This window comes from Martinezella rhizogenes (genome assembly GCF_000799715.1).
GTDB lineage: Bacteria > Pseudomonadota > Alphaproteobacteria > Rhizobiales > Rhizobiaceae > Rhizobium > Rhizobium rhizogenes_C.
In genome coordinates this window covers 217,721-232,750 of record NZ_JUHG01000011.1, presented here as the reverse complement: position 1 = coordinate 232,750, position 15,030 = coordinate 217,721, and the positions used below count along the sequence as shown (strand labels likewise).

Here is a 15,030-nt window from a genome sequence, read left to right as displayed (position 1 = left end):
TGCAGACGCCCTATTGCGGTCAACCCATAAAATCGCCGTTGCGGCGTCGCAAAATGCTTTTCCGCGGATTGAAGTCGCAAAACCTGTCCGCGCTATCGGCGGAATCGCCGGGATCGGCCGAAAGTCGCGCCCTCGCGGGTCGAGAAAATATCTTGTCCATATTGGAATTCATCCCGGCATAGCGGGCTAATCGGAGCAATAACCGTTAATAATCCGGATTGTAGTGAACGGTCTCGACCACGAGCGCGCGCAATTGTTTGCCGCACGAATCGCTTTTGGTGTATATCAGCATTTGTGAACAACCCACCGAGTCTCAGGAGGACCTTATGGAAGTCGGTTGGATTGCAGCTATTGTTATTGGTGGCCTTGCCGGCTGGTTCGCTGAAATGATCATGAAAAGCGATACCGGCATTATCATGAACATCGTCCTCGGCATTGTAGGTGCGCTCGTTGCCAGTTGGCTTTTCGGGATTTTGGGCCTTACGCTGCCCTTCAACGCCCTGGTCAACTATCTCATCACCGGCTTTATCGGTGCATGCATCCTGATCTTCGTCGGCAGACTGATCAGGCGATAGACACCGTATGGGCGCAAGCTCATCGAGAGTGGGGACAGAAGGGAAGACGGGACAACCGCCTTCCCTTTTTTATTGCTCTTACAGGCCGCTTCGCCAGGCAAAACCCTTTTCAACCTCACTAAAAGCACTAGGTACGAAAGCGGAACCAAAGAGGAGGTTGAAAGCATGACGGAAAGCGCCCATCAGACGCCGAGCCGAAAGGTGCTGCGCGGTCGCCCCTATAGCATTGCTGAATTCGCGCGAAAATATCGCCTCGACGACAAAGAGGCTAAGCGCCTTTTCGACAAGTTCGGCCCATCGGCCACCGAACTGGATCTGCTGATGGCGGCCAAGCGGAAACCGCCGAGCCTTGCTTCTGCCATCGGTCATTGATCGATATAATAGCGGCGGGAAGCCAGGCTTTCACCCGGCCCCCTTTGCCGCTGCGGCCGGAATGAGGCATATGATGGCGGTTTGCCATCGCAAATGCGACATGCCAGAATGTAATATATCAGACTGGACATGGAATCGGCTGAGAATGCAGAATTCGCAAAGCCACCTCGCTTATCTCGCCCTGGAGCACCTGATCGTCACGCTGGCGCTGAAGCCCGGTGCACTGGTGACGGAAAAGCAGTTGATCGAGCTGGCGGGCCATGGGCGCACACCGGTACGCGAGGCGATCCAGAAGCTGGCATGGCAAGGGCTGATCCATGTGCGGCCGCGCGTCGGACTACAGATCGCGGAGATCCGAGCGGAAGACCACATGCATGTCATGCAGGTCCGGCGCGAGCTGGAGCCGATCGCGGCTTCGCTGGTTGCCGTCAACGCCAACCAACAGCAGCGCGAACAATTGCTCGAATGCGCCCGCCTGATGACGGATTGCGCCGTCACCGGCGACCTGCCCGGCTTTTTCGCCGCCGACAAGACATTCGATGAAATCCTGGAGGAAGCCTGCCCGAATGGCTTCATCACGGCGGCGCTCGGTCCGGTGCAGACCCACTCTCGGCGGCTCTGGTACTCCACCGCGCCGCCTGATGGTATGGACCGGGCGATTGCGCTGCACGTCAGCGTCATCCGCGCCATTCGTCAGGGCAATGCCGAAGACGCCGGCAAGGCGATGGCGACGCTGATCGACTATCTCAGCGGCATATGAAAAGGCGGCCTCGCTACCAAGACCGCCCTTTCCTGTTCCAATATCGGAAAAGCTCTTAACCGACGAAAGCGCGCTCGATGACAAATTCGGCCGGCTTGCTGTTGGCGCCTTCATTGAGACCCGCCTTTTCTAGCAATTCCTTGGTATCCTTCAGCATCGCCGAGGAGCCGCAGATCATGCCGCGATCGATCTCGGGATCGAGCGCCGGAATACCGAGATCAGTAAAGAGCTTGCCGTTTTCCATGAGATCGGTGATGCGGCCCGTGAAGGGATAATCTTCGCGGGTGACGGTCGCATAGTGGCGCAGCTTGTCGCCGACAACCTCGCTCAAAAGCTCGTCATTGCGGATTTCCTCCACGAGATCGAAGCCATATTTCAGCTCGGCAACATCGCGGGTGGTGTGGGTGAGGATCACTTCCTCGAACTTCTCATAGGTTTCCGGATCGCGGATCAGGCTCGCGAAGGGCGCGATGCCGGTGCCGGTCGAGAACATATAGAGCCGCTTGCCCGGCGTCAGCGCGTCAAGCACCAACGTACCTGTCGGCTTCTTGCGCATCAGCACTTCGTCGCCCGGCTTGATGTTCTGCAGATGCGAGGTCAGCGGACCGTCCGGCACCTTGATCGAGAAGAACTCAAGTTCTTCGGCCCAGGCCGGGCTTGCGATCGAATAAGCGCGGTAAAGCGGCTTGCCGTCGACCATCAGACCGATCATCGCGAATTCGCCCGAGCGGAAACGGAAGCCCTGCGGCCGGGTCATCGTGAAACGAAAGAGCCGGTCGGTATAATGCGTCACGCTCAGCACCTTCTCGGCGAAAACGCCTGATGGTACTGCGGAAACAAATTCTTCGGTCTTGGCGGGGGCGTTCATTCGGTCTCAGATCCCGTATTCGTCGTGTGGGCGTCGTTCTTGGCAGTCTGTGTCAGGCGAGGCTGATATTACACTATAGTGCGGATTTAAAGGCATTCCATTCCATCCGGCAGCGCCAGCATAAAATATGCGTACCATAGTCAAGTTTTCTGCGGTCCCTCAGGCTAGATACAGCCATCCCCAGGGATGTGGCATCCGGTGTATATCCCAGTGCCACGCTCCTGGAATGACGGCCGAATCAGGCCGTCTTGGCCGCCTGACGGCGCCAGCTATAGGTCTCACCGCCAGCGGCAGGCCGGGCCGTCGGCTGATAGTAATGCGGAATACCCGGCAGGCGATTTTCCGAAAGTCGCTTCAGTGCCGTCTCGTTGGTGACCGCGAAACTGTCGATGCCGACGCGTAGCATCAACGGAATCTGGTCGATCAGCACATCGCCGACCGCGCGCAGCTCGTTGGCAAAGCCGAGGCGCTCGCGCAGCAACGAGGCGTGGCTGAAGGCGCGACCGTCGCTGAAAGCCGGAAAAGCCACAGCGACGATAGCCAACCGATCCAGATAGGGCTCCAGCTTCGTCACATCGTCGGCCGGCTTGATCACCACGCCAAGGCCGATATCATTGCTCTCTTCAGCCTTGGTAATCAGGTCATCAAGGCTCAGCAGCGGCTTCTGCTCTTCGGTCGCCTTGACTTCCTCGGTCTCGGTAACCCAGGGATCGTTTTCGACAAAACCGGTTTCGCGCCAAATCTTCGTCATGGTCATCTCCTTACGCCGCCTCGGCCGAAGCCGAGGACGAGCCGTAGAGCGCTTCCTTGAAGGGTTGCGGACCGACACGCCGATAGGCATCGAGGAAGATTTCGGACGGATCGAGGCGCAGGCCGAGATAAGTGTCGACGATCGTCTCGATGGCGTCGGTCACCTTGTTCGGCTCAAAGCCGCGGCCGATGATTTCACCGATCGAGGTGTGTTCGTCGCCGGAGCCGCCGAGCGTGATCTGATAGAGTTCCGCACCCTTCTTCTCGACGCCGAGCAGGCCGATATGGCCGACATGGTGATGGCCGCAGGCGTTGATGCAGCCCGAGATCTTGATCTTCAGCTCACCAATCTCCGCCTGACGCTCGGCCGAGCCGAAACGCGTGGAGATTTCCTGCGCGAGCGGGATCGAGCGGGCATTGGCAAGGGCGCAATAGTCGAGCCCGGGACAGGCAATGATATCCGTGATCAGCCCGGCATTGGCGGTTTCAAGCCCGACGGCGACCAGACCACGATAGACGGCTTCGAGATCGGCGAGAGCCACATGCGGCAGGATCAGGTTCTGTTCATGGCTGACGCGGATTTCGTCGAAGGCATATTCCTCGGCGATATCGGCGACGACATCCATCTGGACATCCGAGGCATCGCCCGGAATACCGCCGATCGGCTTCAGCGAGATCGTCACCATGCCGTAGTCGGGGTTCTTGTGCGGCTGCACATTCTGCTGCACCCAGCGGGCGAAGTCCGGATCGGCCTTTTTCCAGCGGGCAAGGCTTTCCCAACCTTCGGCGCGCTGTGGCAGAGCCGGCGGCGCGAAATAGGCGGAGATCGCCTGAACATCGGCCTCGGGGAGCTTCAGCTCGGTGTCCTTCAGCTTGGCAAACTCGACCTCGACCTGACGGGCCAGCTCTTCGGCACCGGTTTCATGCACGAGGATCTTGATGCGCGCCTTGTACTTGTTGTCGCGGCGGCCATGGAGATTGTACACGCGCATAACGGCGGTCGTGTAAGACAGCAGATCCTCTTCCGGCAGGAAGTCGCGGATCAACTTGGCAACCATCGGCGTACGGCCCTGCCCGCCGCCGACATAGACGGCAAAGCCGATCTCACCCTTGTCGTTCTTCTTCAGATGCAGGCCAATATCGTGCACCTGGATTGCGGCGCGGTCGCGCTCAGCGCCGGTAACGGCGATCTTGAACTTGCGCGGCAGGAAGGAGAATTCCGGATGAACCGACGACCACTGGCGCAGGATCTCAGCATAGGGACGCGGATCGGCAACTTCATCGGCGGCGGCACCGGCGAAATGGTCGGCGGTGACATTGCGAATGCAATTGCCCGAGGTCTGGATGGCATGCATTTCCACAGAGGCCAGTTCAGCCAGCACGTCCGGCATATCCGAGAGCTTCGGCCAGTTGAACTGTAGGTTCTGACGGGTAGTGAAATGACCATAGCCACGGTCATAGGTGCGCGCGATATGGGCGAGCATGCGCATCTGGCGCGAGCTCAGCGTGCCATAGGGAATGGCGATGCGCAGCATGTAGGCATGCAGCTGCAGATAGACGCCGTTCATCAGGCGCAGCGGCTTGAACGCGTCTTCCGCGAGTTCCCCCGAAAGGCGCCGCTCCACCTGATCGCGGAACTGGGCAACGCGTTCCGCGACAAAGGCGTGGTCAAATTCGTCGTAGCGATACATGGCTTCCTCAGACTGCAATAAATTCCGGATCGGCGGCGGCATAGCCCGGCGCGTATTCCATGGTGGGACCTTCGGCGCGGATACGCTCGCGCAGGCGCAGCGGCCAAAGCTTGCCGCCGGTTTCCTGAACTTCGATCAGATTGACGTCGACAACCTTGTTATCGGCATATGCCTGCTTGCCGATCGCCTCGAGCGCGGCCTCGGCTTCAGCATGACGGGCAACGAGCGACTCCTGCAGGGACGTCACCCACTCGCCATTGGCATTCAACCAGACGGCAACACCATCGGTCAGCCGGTTGGCGGTCAAAACCTTGTCGACCATGGGATCAGCTCCTTGCAAATTCTTGAGCGACGGTCTCCTGACGGACCAGCGGCTCGGACTGTTCGAAATTGGCACCGGCGACGGCTTCGCCGATGATGACCATGACCGGACCGCTCAGCTCGTCGCGATGCTCCAGATCCGGCAGATCCTTCAATGTGCCGTGCATCAGGCGACGGTCGCGCCGGCTGGCGTTCTCGATGACGGCAACCGTGGTCTCGGGCGGAAGCCCGGCTTCCATCAGACGACCGGCGACGGAGGCGGCAACCGTGCGGCCCATATAGACAGCGATGGTCGCGCCGGAAATAGCAAGGCTTGCCCAATCCGGCAGCACATCGCCAGTCAGGTCATGGCCCGTGGTGAAAACCAGCGACGATGCAACACCGCGCAGCGTCAGCGGCAGTTCGAAATCGGCGGCGGCGGCGAAGGCCGAGGTGATGCCCGGAACGATCTCATAGGTCACGCCGGCGGCACGCATCGCGGCCATTTCCTCGCCCGCCCGGCCATAAACCAGTGGATCGCCGGATTTCAGCCGCACGACACGCTTGCCGTCACGGCCAAGCTGCACCAGCAGCTCGTTGATCTCTTCCTGAGATTTGCTGTGGCAGCCCTTGCGCTTGCCGACTGAAAGACGCTCGGCATCGCGGCGTCCCATGTCGACGATCGCCTGCGGCACGAGCGCGTCATAGACGATGACGTCGGCTTCCATCATCACGCGCTGGGCGCGCAGCGTCAGTAGGTCTTCCGCACCAGGGCCGGCACCGACCAACCAGACATGGCCCTCGACCTTATGCGCCGAGTGCAACAGGCTGTCGGCGGCATACTCGGCCTGCGGCAAGTGGCCGGCACTGACGGCATCGGCGACGGGACCGGAAAAGAAGCGGCGCCAGAAGACACGGCGGGCGACGCCACGCGGCACCAGGCGATCGACGGGCTTACGGTAGCGTGTTGCCAGTTCCGCGAGCTTGCCGAGCGAGGGCGACAGCATCTGGTCGATCTGGGCGCGGATCATCTGCGCCAGCACGGGACCAGCACCTTCGGTGCCAATGGCAACGGCGACCGGAGCGCGGTTGACGAGCGCCGGCGTGTAGAAATCGCAATAATCGGGCTGATCGACGGCATTTGCCGGAATTCTCTCGGCGCGAGCCGCGTCAACGATCGCGCGGTCAGCCTCGGCGTCGCCGGTGGCGGCGAAAACCAGGGCAGCGCCCCTGACCTGATCCGGAGAGAAAGCGTTGCGTACGGTTTCGATGCGGTTGGCGATCAGGAAGGAATGATAGTCAGCTTCCGGCGCCGTGGTATAGGCGACGATCTTCGCCTGCGTGTTCATCAGAAGCCGCGTCTTGGCAAAAGCCTCATCACCATTCCCGAAGACAGCCGTGATCCTTCCTTCCACGCGAAAGAAAGCTGGGAACACCGAGAGCTGGTCAGTCCTGGGAGGCATTATCATTCCACTTCGAGATTGCCCGAATATCGCCTTTGTGGCCATCAGATTGAAGAAACAGAAATTCTAATGCTCCGGCAAGTCCGTATTCTTTTGCTCGACATCTCCAGGATTTGAGCAAAACTCACCAGAAGCCTCGACACAAGATAAACACAGGAAATCTATAGACTTTTAAGACTTTTCGGCACTAAAGATAGATTTATTGCCTGTGGCCAACGGTGTCTATACGTCATTTGCGCATTCCGCCGCGCCGGCAATGCCGCTAAGCTAAGAAAAAATCTACGGAGTACGACGCTTGTCCGCAAACACCATTGCCACCCGCCTGCTTGATGTCATGGAGAATGATATCCTGCCGCTGACACAAAAAGGCGTGGCCGCCGGAAACAAGGTATTCGGCGCGGCGATCCTTCGCAAGTCCGACCTGTCACTGGTGGTCGCCGAAACCAACAATGAGCTGGAAAATCCGCTCTGGCACGGTGAAGTGCACGCGCTGAAGCGGTTTTACGAGCTTGTTGACAAGCCCGCGACCAAGGACCTGATCTTCCTGTCGACCCATGAGCCCTGTACCATGTGCATGTCGGCGATCACCTGGGCCGGCTTCGACAACTACTATTATTTCTTCAGCCATGAGGATTCCCGCGACGCCTTCGCAATTCCGCATGACTTGCTGATCCTGAAAGAGGTCTTCGGGCTGGAGCCCGGCGGCTATCGCCGGCAGAATGCCTTCTGGAACAGCTTTGCAGTTGCCGATCTGGTCGAGACGGAAGAGTATCCATTGAAGACGGCACTCAAGGAACAGACGGCGCGCATCAAGGCCGCCTATGCCGCACTCTCCGACAGCTACCAGTCGTCCAAGGGCGACAACGACATTCCGCTGAACTGATCAAGGCCGCACCACAGAGATCCCCATGGAAGCATCACAAGACATATCCCGCCTGATCGAGATCATGGCGGCGCTGCGCAATCCTCAGACCGGTTGCCCCTGGGATATCGTCCAGACCTTCGAGACGATCAAGCCCTATACGATCGAGGAGGCCTACGAGGTTTCCGACGCGATCGAACGCAAGGACATGGACGATCTTTGCGACGAGCTCGGCGATCTTCTGTTGCAGGTGGTGTTTCACGCCCGCATGGCCGAGGAAGCGGGCGACTTCTCGTTTGGCGACGTCGTCGAGGCCATCACCCGCAAGATGATCCGCCGTCATCCGCATGTCTTCGCCGTTTCCGACGCCGATACGCACGACGCGGTGAAGCTGCAATGGGATCAGATCAAGGCCGAGGAAAAGCGCGAGCGCAGCGAACGCCGGACACGGCGCGGCATCTCGGAGGATTTCAAAGCCGGTTTCCTCGGCTCGGTGCAGCGCTCATTCCCGGCACTGACCGAGGCGCTGAAACTGCAGGAACGCGCCGCCAAGGTCGGGTTCGACTGGTCCGCGCCGGAACCGATCCTCAACAAGATCGAGGAAGAGATCGGGGAACTGCGGGTGGCGCTTGCCAGCGGTGAAAAGGCCAAGGTCAGCGATGAACTCGGCGACTTGATCTTCGCGGTCGTCAATATCGGCCGGCATGTGGAAGCTGACCCTGAGCAAGCGCTACGCGGCACCAACACGAAATTCCGTCGCCGCTTCAACCACATCGAGACGACGCTTGAGGCAGCAGGCGAAACGCTGGAGGAAGCCTCGCTGGAACGGATGGAAGACATCTGGCAGGCGGCAAAAGCAATCGAGCGGCAGCTCGCCGAATAGAGCGCGGCGGCGCCTACCCTATTCCCAGTCCTCGCGTGGTGGCTTTGGGCCGCGGCCCAAGCGCCGCTCCAGTTCAGTCGCTTCCGTCTCGGTCAAGCGAACTTCCAGCTTCACCGTGCCATCCTCGTTATCCTCACGGCTGTCGACGATAGCGTGATTATAGACCCAGGACAGCAGTGCCAGCTTGTCGACCGGGATTGTGATTGTCGTCTCGGTCAGGACACCGGAAAGCCGATGGCTGATTTCGTCCATCAGGCGATCGACGCCCTCGCCGCTCATTGCGGATACGGCGATAACGTTTTCGGCGGTCGATGCCTTCTGGACGATGGCGTCATGCGCCTCCGGCTCCAGGCGGTCGATCTTGTTCCAGACTTCGAGGATGCGTTCCGCCCCTTCGGCCTCGCCGATGCCGAGATCGCCGAGAATGCGCATGACGTCGGCGCTCTGCGCCTGATTGTCTTCGTCCGAGAGATCGCGGACATGCAGGATCAGGTCAGCTTCCAGCACCTCTTCCAGTGTGGCACGGAAGGCGGCGACAAGATGGGTCGGCAGATCGGAAATGAAACCGACGGTGTCGGAAAGGATGACGGTGCGGCCATGCGGCAGCTTCATGCGCCGTAGCGTCGGATCGAGCGTTGCAAACAGCATGTCCTCAGCCAGGACGCCGGCGCCGGTAATGCGATTGAACAGCGTCGACTTGCCGGCGTTGGTGTAGCCCACCAGCGCCACGATCGGATGCGGCACCTTCCGGCGCTTGGCGCGATGAAGCTGGCGGGTACGCACCACCTGTTCAAGTTCGCGCTCCAGCCGGATAATCCGGTCCTGCAACTGCCGCCGGTCGGCCTCGATCTGGGTTTCACCGGGGCCACCCATGAAGCCCGCGCCGCCGCGCTGGCGTTCAAGGTGGGTCCAGCTTCGGACCAATCGGCCCTTCTGGTAGTTGAGATGCGCGAGTTCGACCTGCAGCGTGCCTTCCTTGGTGGAGGCGCGGCGACCGAAGATTTCAAGGATGAGACCCGTGCGGTCGATGACCTTGGCGTTCCATGCCTTCTCGAGATTGCGCTGCTGCACCGGCGTCAGCGGATGATCGACGATCACCAGACCGGCATTGAACTCATCGAGCAGTGCGAGGATTTCCTCGATCTTGCCTGTGCCGAGCAAGGTCGCCGGACGCGGATCGTTGATTGCCACGATAGAACCGTTGACGACATCCAGGTCGATCGCTTGCGCCAGCCCCTTGCCTTCTTCGAGCCGGCTCTCCGGAGTGCGTGACGTTGTCGCCGCACCATCGGCCTTCGCCGCGCGCGAACGCGCCTGCTTCAGCACAGGCACGATGACGACAGCCCGCATATCATCCCGATGCTTTATGGCTTCCGGGATGATGGAATCATTTTTGGTATCGCGTGTCGTGATAACGGCAAATCCTAGTTAGGATGCGACTTCTTCGCTCTCAAACATCTGCATCGGCTGGCCCGGCATGATGGTCGAAATCGCGTGCTTGTAAACGAGCTGCGAATGACCGTCTCGGCGCAACAGGACGCAGAAATTGTCGAAGGACGTAACAACGCCCGTGAGCTTCACGCCATTGATCAAGAAGATTGTGAGTGAAATCTTTTGCTTGCGAACAGTATTGAGAAACAGGTCCTGCAAATTCTGAGAACGTTCCGCCATCGCGCCGATTCTTTCTTTTTTGCCGACCTAAGCCGGTGCAATATCAAGATATATTGAGGTCTCGGACAGGAGATACCCTCAATCTCTCCCGCCATCGATTGTTGGTATCAAATCGCAGTCTTTTCCGCAACGTCGAAAAAGGCTTCACGAATTTTCTCGGAAACGCTGCCCGGATGGCCATTGGCAATCGCCTCGCCATCGATGGCAATCACGGGAAAACAAATACTTGTGGCCGCCGTGATGAACACTTCGCGGGCCGCCATCATTTCCTCGACGGAGAAGAAACGCTCGACGATGGTAAGCCCGAGCTTGGCTGCGACCTCCATCAACGTCGTGCGCGTGATGCCTCGCAGAATGCCATGCTCAGCCGGGCGCGTGACCAGATTGCCATCGGGATCGACGATCCAGACATTGGTCGCGGCCCCTTCCTTCACCATGCTGTTGTGATCGATGTAGATCGCTTCCTGTGCACCGGCCTCCTTGGCCTGCTGACGCGCCAGCGCATTCGGCAAAAGCCCGACCGACTTGATGTCGACCCGGTCCCAGCGATTGTCGCGCACGGTGATCGCCTTGATGCCATTGGCATTTTTCCTGGCAATAACGGAGGGGTCGGTGCTCTTGGCAGTAACAACGATCGAGGACGGCGTGCCTTCCGGTGGGAAGACATGATCGCGCCGTGCGACGCCGCGCGTCACCTGCAGGTAGAACAGGCCATTGCGGACATGATTGCGGCGGAGCGTCTCGCGAATGACATGGATCAGCGCCCCGCGGTTCATCGGCCAGGCGATCCGCAGCTCACCGAGCGAACGGTTAAGACGATCGAGATGCCGGGTCAGATCGACGATCAACCCATGACGAACCTCGCAAACCTCGTAGACGCCATCGGCAAATTGAAAGCCGCGATCTTCGACGTGAACCATGGCGTCGCTGTGTCTGACGTAACGACCATTCACATAGGCTATTCTCGGCATGACGGACCTTGATCAGAACTTCACGAGACTACGTGCAGCTGTGCGACAGATTGCGGCAGCCACACGAACGATATCAGACACCGAGCGACTTCAGCTTGCGATGCAGCGCCGAGCGCTCCATGCCGACGAACTCCGCGGTGCGCGAGATATTGCCGCCGAAACGGTTGATCTGCGCGATCAGATAGTCGCGCTCGAACATTTCGCGGGCTTCGCGCAGTGGCAGCGTCATGATGTGGTAGTCATTCTTGGCGGAGACCTTCGGCAGCATGTCGCCGAGATCGGTCGGCAGCATTTCCGCCGTGATCGGCGTGTCCGGGCCGTCGGTGCGCGCGAGAATCATCAGCCGTTCGATATTGTTGCGCAGCTGGCGAATATTGCCGGGCCAATCATGCGCCTGCAGCACCGCCATGGCATCGTCGCCGATCCGGCGCGAACGAATGCCGGCCTGCTCGGAAATCTGCCGCATCAACTGGTCGACAAGAAACGGAATGTCCTCGCGCCGCTCGGCGAGCGCCGGCACGCGAACGGGCACCACGGCAAGCCGGTGATAGAGATCCTCGCGGAACAGGCTTTCGGCAATCCGGCTTTCGAGATTGTAGGCGGTGGACGAGATGATGCGCACATCGACCTTGACCCGCTTGGAGCCGCCGACGCGCTCGAACTGCTGATCGACCAGCACGCGCAGGATCTTGTTCTGCGTCTCGCGCGGCATTTCGCCGACTTCGTCGAGATAGAGGATGCCTCGATGAGACTCTTCCAGCGCGCCGATCTTGCGCGGCTGGCCGGGTGAGCCCTCGGTGCCGAACAAGGCGACTTCCATTCGCTCAGGCGTGATCGTTGCGGCATTCAGGGCAACGAAAGGCCCGTTGGCGCGCGCCGACTTCTTGTGGATCATGCGGGCCACAAGCTCCTTGCCGGAGCCGGAGGGGCCGAAGATCATCACGCGGCTATTGGTTGGGGAGACCTTGTCGATGGTCTGGCGAAGCTGGGAAACGGCAACCGAGGTGCCGATCAGCTCGATGGCATCGCCGGTGCGGCGCTTCAGTTCCGAAACCTCGCGCTTCAGCTTGGAATTCTCCAAGGCTCGCTCGGCGATCAGGATCAGCCGGTCGGCCTTGAACGGCTTCTCGATGAAGTCGAAGGCACCGCGCTTGATGGCGGAAACGGCGGTTTCGACGTTGCCATGACCGGAGATCATCACGACCGGCAGGTCCGGATGACGCGCCTTGATCTCGTCCAGCAGTGCAAGCCCGTCGAGCTTGCTGCCCTGCATCCAGATATCGAGGAAAATCAGCCTCGGCGCCCGATCGGAAATCGCCGCGAGCGCGCTGTCGCTGTCATGGGCGGTGCGGGTCTCATGCCCCTCATCCGAAAGAATTCCCGAAACGATTTCGCGAATGTCTTCCTCGTCGTCCACCACGAGAATATCAGATGCCATAAACGCTTTCCTTGTCACTTGCTGTCGGGGCGACGACGGCTTGCTCACGGCGCGGCAGATGCACGCGGATCATGGCCCCCCTGCCCTGGTCGAAATCAGCGGGAGCATCGTGCAGTTCGAGTTGCCCGCCATGGTCTTCAATGATCTTCTTGACGATCGCGAGCCCAAGGCCCGTGCCCTTCTCGCGCATCGTCATATAGGGTTCGAGAATGCTGTGCCGGTTCTCGACCGGCAGGCCGCGACCGTTGTCGACGACATCGACCGTAAAGCGGTCGCGCTCCGTATCCAGCGACGCGCGCACGAGAATTTTCGGCTCCTCGCGGGCCTCGCCGCTCGGCACGCCATCGATCGCCTCAACGGCATTCTTGATGAGATTGCCGAAGGCCTGGCCGAGCATACGCGTATCGAACATGCCGTCCAGCCGCTCATCGCCGAGCTCGCGCTCGAACTTGACATGGCTGTTGCCCATTTCGCGCAGGAACACGGCGTCACGCAGGATATCGCGCAGATCGCTCGGCTCCATCGTCGGTTTCGGCATGCGGGCAAACGAGGAGAATTCATCGACCATGCGGCCGATGTCACCGACCTGTCGGATGATTGTGTCGGTACATTGATCGAAAATCGGGCGGTCGGCCTCGGCGATATTTTTGCCGAAACGGCGGCGAATGCGCTCCGCGGAAAGCTGGATCGGCGTCAGCGGGTTTTTGATTTCGTGTGCAATACGGCGGGCGACGTCGGCCCAGGCGGTCGAGCGCTGGGCAATGACGAGATCGGTAATGTCGTCGAGCGTGATGACATAGGATTCGTTCGAGTCGCGGGTTTCCTCGCGCGTCACCTGGACGCTGAGCGTGCGCACCGTGCCGCCGCGCACAAGGCTGATCTGCTTGCGGAAATCATTGCGATGCCGCGTCGTGGCTTCGGTTATGACCTGTTCGACTTCGGGAGCGATCTCGGCCAGGTTCTTGCCGACAAGTTCTTCGCTCTTCAGGGACAGAAGCTCTTCGGCCGACGTGTTGGCAATGGTGATCCGCCGGTCGTGTTCGACGCCGATGACGGCCGCGGTCACACCGGAAAGCACTGCTTCGATGAAGCGGCGGCGGTCATCCACTTCGTCCTTGGCTTCGAGGATCTCGTCGCGCTGGGTGCGGATCTCGGAAATCATCTTGTTGAAGGTGCGCGACAGGCTGCCGACGTCGCCATCGGCGGCGCGCACCGGCACCAGCACGTTCATATTGCCGGAGGCCACATTGTCGGCGGCGCTGATCAAAAGCCGGATCGGCCGCACGATGCGGTCAGCCACCGCGATCGCGGTCCAGATCGCCGCCAGAAGCACGATCAGGGCAAAACCGATGTAAAGCACGGCAAAGGCGATTTGCAGAGACATGCGTCCCTCTTCCATCGCCTTGTATTCGGCCGTGTTGTCCTCGACCATGCGCATGGCGTTCATGACGCGCGGATCGACGGCCCGAACGGTATAGAGGAAGGCACCGGGAAGATCGTCGAGTTTGATGATCGCGCCGACGAGGTTTGTGACGCCCGGCGGAATGAGCGTCGGCTGGCCATCGGCCGATGCGTCGAGCGCGTCCTTGGGGATTGCCGGCAGCGGACGCTCAGTCTTGATATCGGCCTGAATAATCGCCGTGCCGTCGCGGCGCACCAGGAAGGCACCCAGCAAGCCGCGGCCCTTGGCCTGCCTGGTCATGAGATCGGCGAAACCGGTGCGGTCGAGGCTATAAAGCGAGCGGTTACGCTCCAGGTCGTTCGCCATGGACACGGTCTGGCCCTGAAGATAGCTGGCATTCTCCATCAGATAGGCCTGCGCGACGTTCTGCGAGGAACTGATGATCTGCTGCGTGCGCAATGCGAACCAGCGGTCGAGGCCGACGTTCAGCGTCAGGCTGGCGACGATGGCCACGAGGATCGCGGGTGTGATCGCCACGATGGAAAAGAGAACGACAATGCGGATATGCAGGCGCGCCGCGGCGCGGCCACGGCTGCGCGCCTTCACCAGACGAGCCACCTCGCGCCCGATCAGGGCGATCAGCCCCAGGACGAACAGGCCGTTGATCACGACGGAGGTAAAGACGACGGAGGATGTGGGGGCAATGGGTGTTAGCCCCAGAAGCACCAAAAGCGTCGCGATCGCGCACGACAGAGCACCACCGGCCAGGATTAGGCCAGGAAGAGCGAAGGACGCACGACGGTCCGTCACCTTGACAACCGCCTCGTCGCTCGCCGCCGACGACACCGCGTCCTGCTTCATTCCCAATATCTCCAGGCGCAGGCGACGGTCGGCGCCTTGGCCTAATTGCAATCAGCACTGTTTTGGCGGCAGTGCGCAGCAGGCAAGGGCGGCATTGCCACCCGGTTTCGCATCAACGCGAAACCCCTGCTTAAAATTATTGATACAACGGCCTGAAACTTCT

General features: G+C 60.1%; 15 protein-coding genes. 5 read left to right on the top strand and 10 right to left on the bottom strand.

Annotation, left to right across the window (positions count from 1 at the left end; translation table 11 throughout):
• Positions 1-326 precede the first annotated feature (326 nt).
• From EX00_RS05095 to EX00_RS05085, 3 genes are all read left to right on the top strand, one after another.
• Entirely contained in the window at positions 327-575 is a 249-nt protein-coding gene (locus EX00_RS05095) for a GlsB/YeaQ/YmgE family stress response membrane protein (protein WP_047454774.1), read from the top strand.
• A gap of 165 nt (positions 576-740) precedes the next feature.
• Positions 741-947: a hypothetical protein gene (locus EX00_RS05090; protein ID WP_047454772.1), complete on the top strand. Its 207-nt coding sequence runs from the start codon at positions 741-743 to the stop codon at positions 945-947.
• Positions 948-1,092: 145 nt separating this feature from the next.
• Positions 1,093-1,707: a GntR family transcriptional regulator gene (locus EX00_RS05085; RefSeq protein WP_047454770.1), complete on the top strand. Its 615-nt coding sequence runs from the start codon at positions 1,093-1,095 to the stop codon at positions 1,705-1,707.
• 55 nt (positions 1,708-1,762) lie between these two features.
• Here EX00_RS05085 and EX00_RS05080 read toward each other — a convergent pair whose 3' ends face one another.
• From EX00_RS05080 to cysG, 5 genes are all read right to left on the bottom strand, one after another.
• Positions 1,763-2,575 carry a ferredoxin--NADP reductase gene (locus EX00_RS05080; protein ID WP_047454768.1) on the bottom strand — a complete coding sequence of 271 codons (813 nt, stop codon included), beginning with the start codon at positions 2,573-2,575 and terminating at the stop codon, positions 1,763-1,765.
• 238 nt (positions 2,576-2,813) lie between these two features.
• Positions 2,814-3,326, bottom strand: coding sequence for a DUF934 domain-containing protein (locus EX00_RS05075; protein WP_047454766.1), 513 nt, complete (start codon positions 3,324-3,326; stop codon positions 2,814-2,816).
• 10 nt (positions 3,327-3,336) lie between these two features.
• Positions 3,337-5,016, bottom strand: a complete 1,680-nt coding sequence (locus tag EX00_RS05070; RefSeq protein WP_047454765.1) for a nitrite/sulfite reductase — start codon at positions 5,014-5,016, stop codon at positions 3,337-3,339.
• A gap of 7 nt (positions 5,017-5,023) precedes the next feature.
• Entirely contained in the window at positions 5,024-5,338 is a 315-nt protein-coding gene (locus EX00_RS05065) for a DUF2849 domain-containing protein (RefSeq protein ID WP_007693487.1), read from the bottom strand.
• A gap of 4 nt (positions 5,339-5,342) precedes the next feature.
• Positions 5,343-6,785 (bottom strand): siroheme synthase CysG, encoded by a 1,443-nt coding sequence (cysG, locus tag EX00_RS05060; protein ID WP_202903695.1) that lies wholly within the window; start codon positions 6,783-6,785, stop codon positions 5,343-5,345.
• A 289-nt stretch (positions 6,786-7,074) separates the two neighbouring features.
• On the opposite strand from cysG, the gene EX00_RS05055 reads away from it, so the two are divergent.
• Together EX00_RS05055 and mazG are read left to right on the top strand one after the other, a co-directional pair.
• The gene (locus EX00_RS05055) at positions 7,075-7,662 is read left to right on the top strand and encodes a deaminase (protein ID WP_047454761.1); all 588 of its coding nucleotides are present in this window, start codon (positions 7,075-7,077) and stop codon (positions 7,660-7,662) included.
• 25 nt (positions 7,663-7,687) lie between these two features.
• Positions 7,688-8,524: a nucleoside triphosphate pyrophosphohydrolase gene (gene mazG, locus EX00_RS05050; protein WP_047454760.1), complete on the top strand. Its 837-nt coding sequence runs from the start codon at positions 7,688-7,690 to the stop codon at positions 8,522-8,524.
• Between the two features lie 18 nt (positions 8,525-8,542).
• Here mazG and hflX read toward each other — a convergent pair whose 3' ends face one another.
• The 5 genes from hflX to EX00_RS05025 all read right to left on the bottom strand — a co-directional run bounded on the left by hflX (position 8,543) and on the right by EX00_RS05025 (position 14,867).
• Complete coding sequence (hflX, locus tag EX00_RS05045; protein WP_047454758.1) at positions 8,543-9,874, bottom strand: GTPase HflX; 1,332 nt, start codon at positions 9,872-9,874, stop codon at positions 8,543-8,545.
• Between the two features lie 78 nt (positions 9,875-9,952).
• Positions 9,953-10,195 carry an RNA chaperone Hfq gene (hfq, locus tag EX00_RS05040; RefSeq protein WP_007693481.1) on the bottom strand — a complete coding sequence of 81 codons (243 nt, stop codon included), beginning with the start codon at positions 10,193-10,195 and terminating at the stop codon, positions 9,953-9,955.
• A 107-nt stretch (positions 10,196-10,302) separates the two neighbouring features.
• Positions 10,303-11,166, bottom strand: a complete 864-nt coding sequence (locus tag EX00_RS05035; protein ID WP_047454756.1) for a D-amino-acid transaminase — start codon at positions 11,164-11,166, stop codon at positions 10,303-10,305.
• Between the two features lie 73 nt (positions 11,167-11,239).
• Complete coding sequence (gene ntrX, locus EX00_RS05030) at positions 11,240-12,604, bottom strand: nitrogen assimilation response regulator NtrX (protein ID WP_007693479.1); 1,365 nt, start codon at positions 12,602-12,604, stop codon at positions 11,240-11,242.
• Complete coding sequence (locus tag EX00_RS05025) at positions 12,594-14,867, bottom strand: sensor histidine kinase NtrY-like (protein WP_047454753.1); 2,274 nt, start codon at positions 14,865-14,867, stop codon at positions 12,594-12,596. Before EX00_RS05025 ends, ntrX begins: the two co-directional genes overlap by 11 nt.
• Between the last annotated feature and the right edge of the window lie 163 nt (positions 14,868-15,030).

Excerpts from the sequence above, each read along its gene's own strand:
- EX00_RS05085 (WP_047454770.1), top strand. The coding sequence starts at position 1,093 with ATGCAGAATTCGCAAAGCCACCTCGCTTATCTCGCCCTGGAGCACCTG.
- EX00_RS05090 (WP_047454772.1), top strand. The coding sequence starts at position 741 with ATGACGGAAAGCGCCCATCAGACGCCGAGCCGAAAGGTGCTGCGCGGT.
- EX00_RS05035 (WP_047454756.1), bottom strand. The coding sequence starts at position 11,166 with ATGCCGAGAATAGCCTATGTGAATGGTCGTTACGTCAGACACAGCGAC.
- EX00_RS05025 (WP_047454753.1), bottom strand. The coding sequence starts at position 14,867 with ATGAAGCAGGACGCGGTGTCGTCGGCGGCGAGCGACGAGGCGGTTGTC.
- mazG (WP_047454760.1), top strand. The coding sequence starts at position 7,688 with ATGGAAGCATCACAAGACATATCCCGCCTGATCGAGATCATGGCGGCG.
- cysG (WP_202903695.1), bottom strand. The coding sequence starts at position 6,785 with ATGATAATGCCTCCCAGGACTGACCAGCTCTCGGTGTTCCCAGCTTTC.
- hfq (WP_007693481.1), bottom strand. The coding sequence starts at position 10,195 with ATGGCGGAACGTTCTCAGAATTTGCAGGACCTGTTTCTCAATACTGTT.
- EX00_RS05095 (WP_047454774.1), top strand. The coding sequence starts at position 327 with ATGGAAGTCGGTTGGATTGCAGCTATTGTTATTGGTGGCCTTGCCGGC.
- EX00_RS05080 (WP_047454768.1), bottom strand. The coding sequence starts at position 2,575 with ATGAACGCCCCCGCCAAGACCGAAGAATTTGTTTCCGCAGTACCATCA.
- EX00_RS05075 (WP_047454766.1), bottom strand. The coding sequence starts at position 3,326 with ATGACGAAGATTTGGCGCGAAACCGGTTTTGTCGAAAACGATCCCTGG.
- EX00_RS05065 (WP_007693487.1), bottom strand. The coding sequence starts at position 5,338 with ATGGTCGACAAGGTTTTGACCGCCAACCGGCTGACCGATGGTGTTGCC.
- ntrX (WP_007693479.1), bottom strand. The coding sequence starts at position 12,604 with ATGGCATCTGATATTCTCGTGGTGGACGACGAGGAAGACATTCGCGAA.
- EX00_RS05070 (WP_047454765.1), bottom strand. The coding sequence starts at position 5,016 with ATGTATCGCTACGACGAATTTGACCACGCCTTTGTCGCGGAACGCGTT.
- hflX (WP_047454758.1), bottom strand. The coding sequence starts at position 9,874 with ATGCGGGCTGTCGTCATCGTGCCTGTGCTGAAGCAGGCGCGTTCGCGC.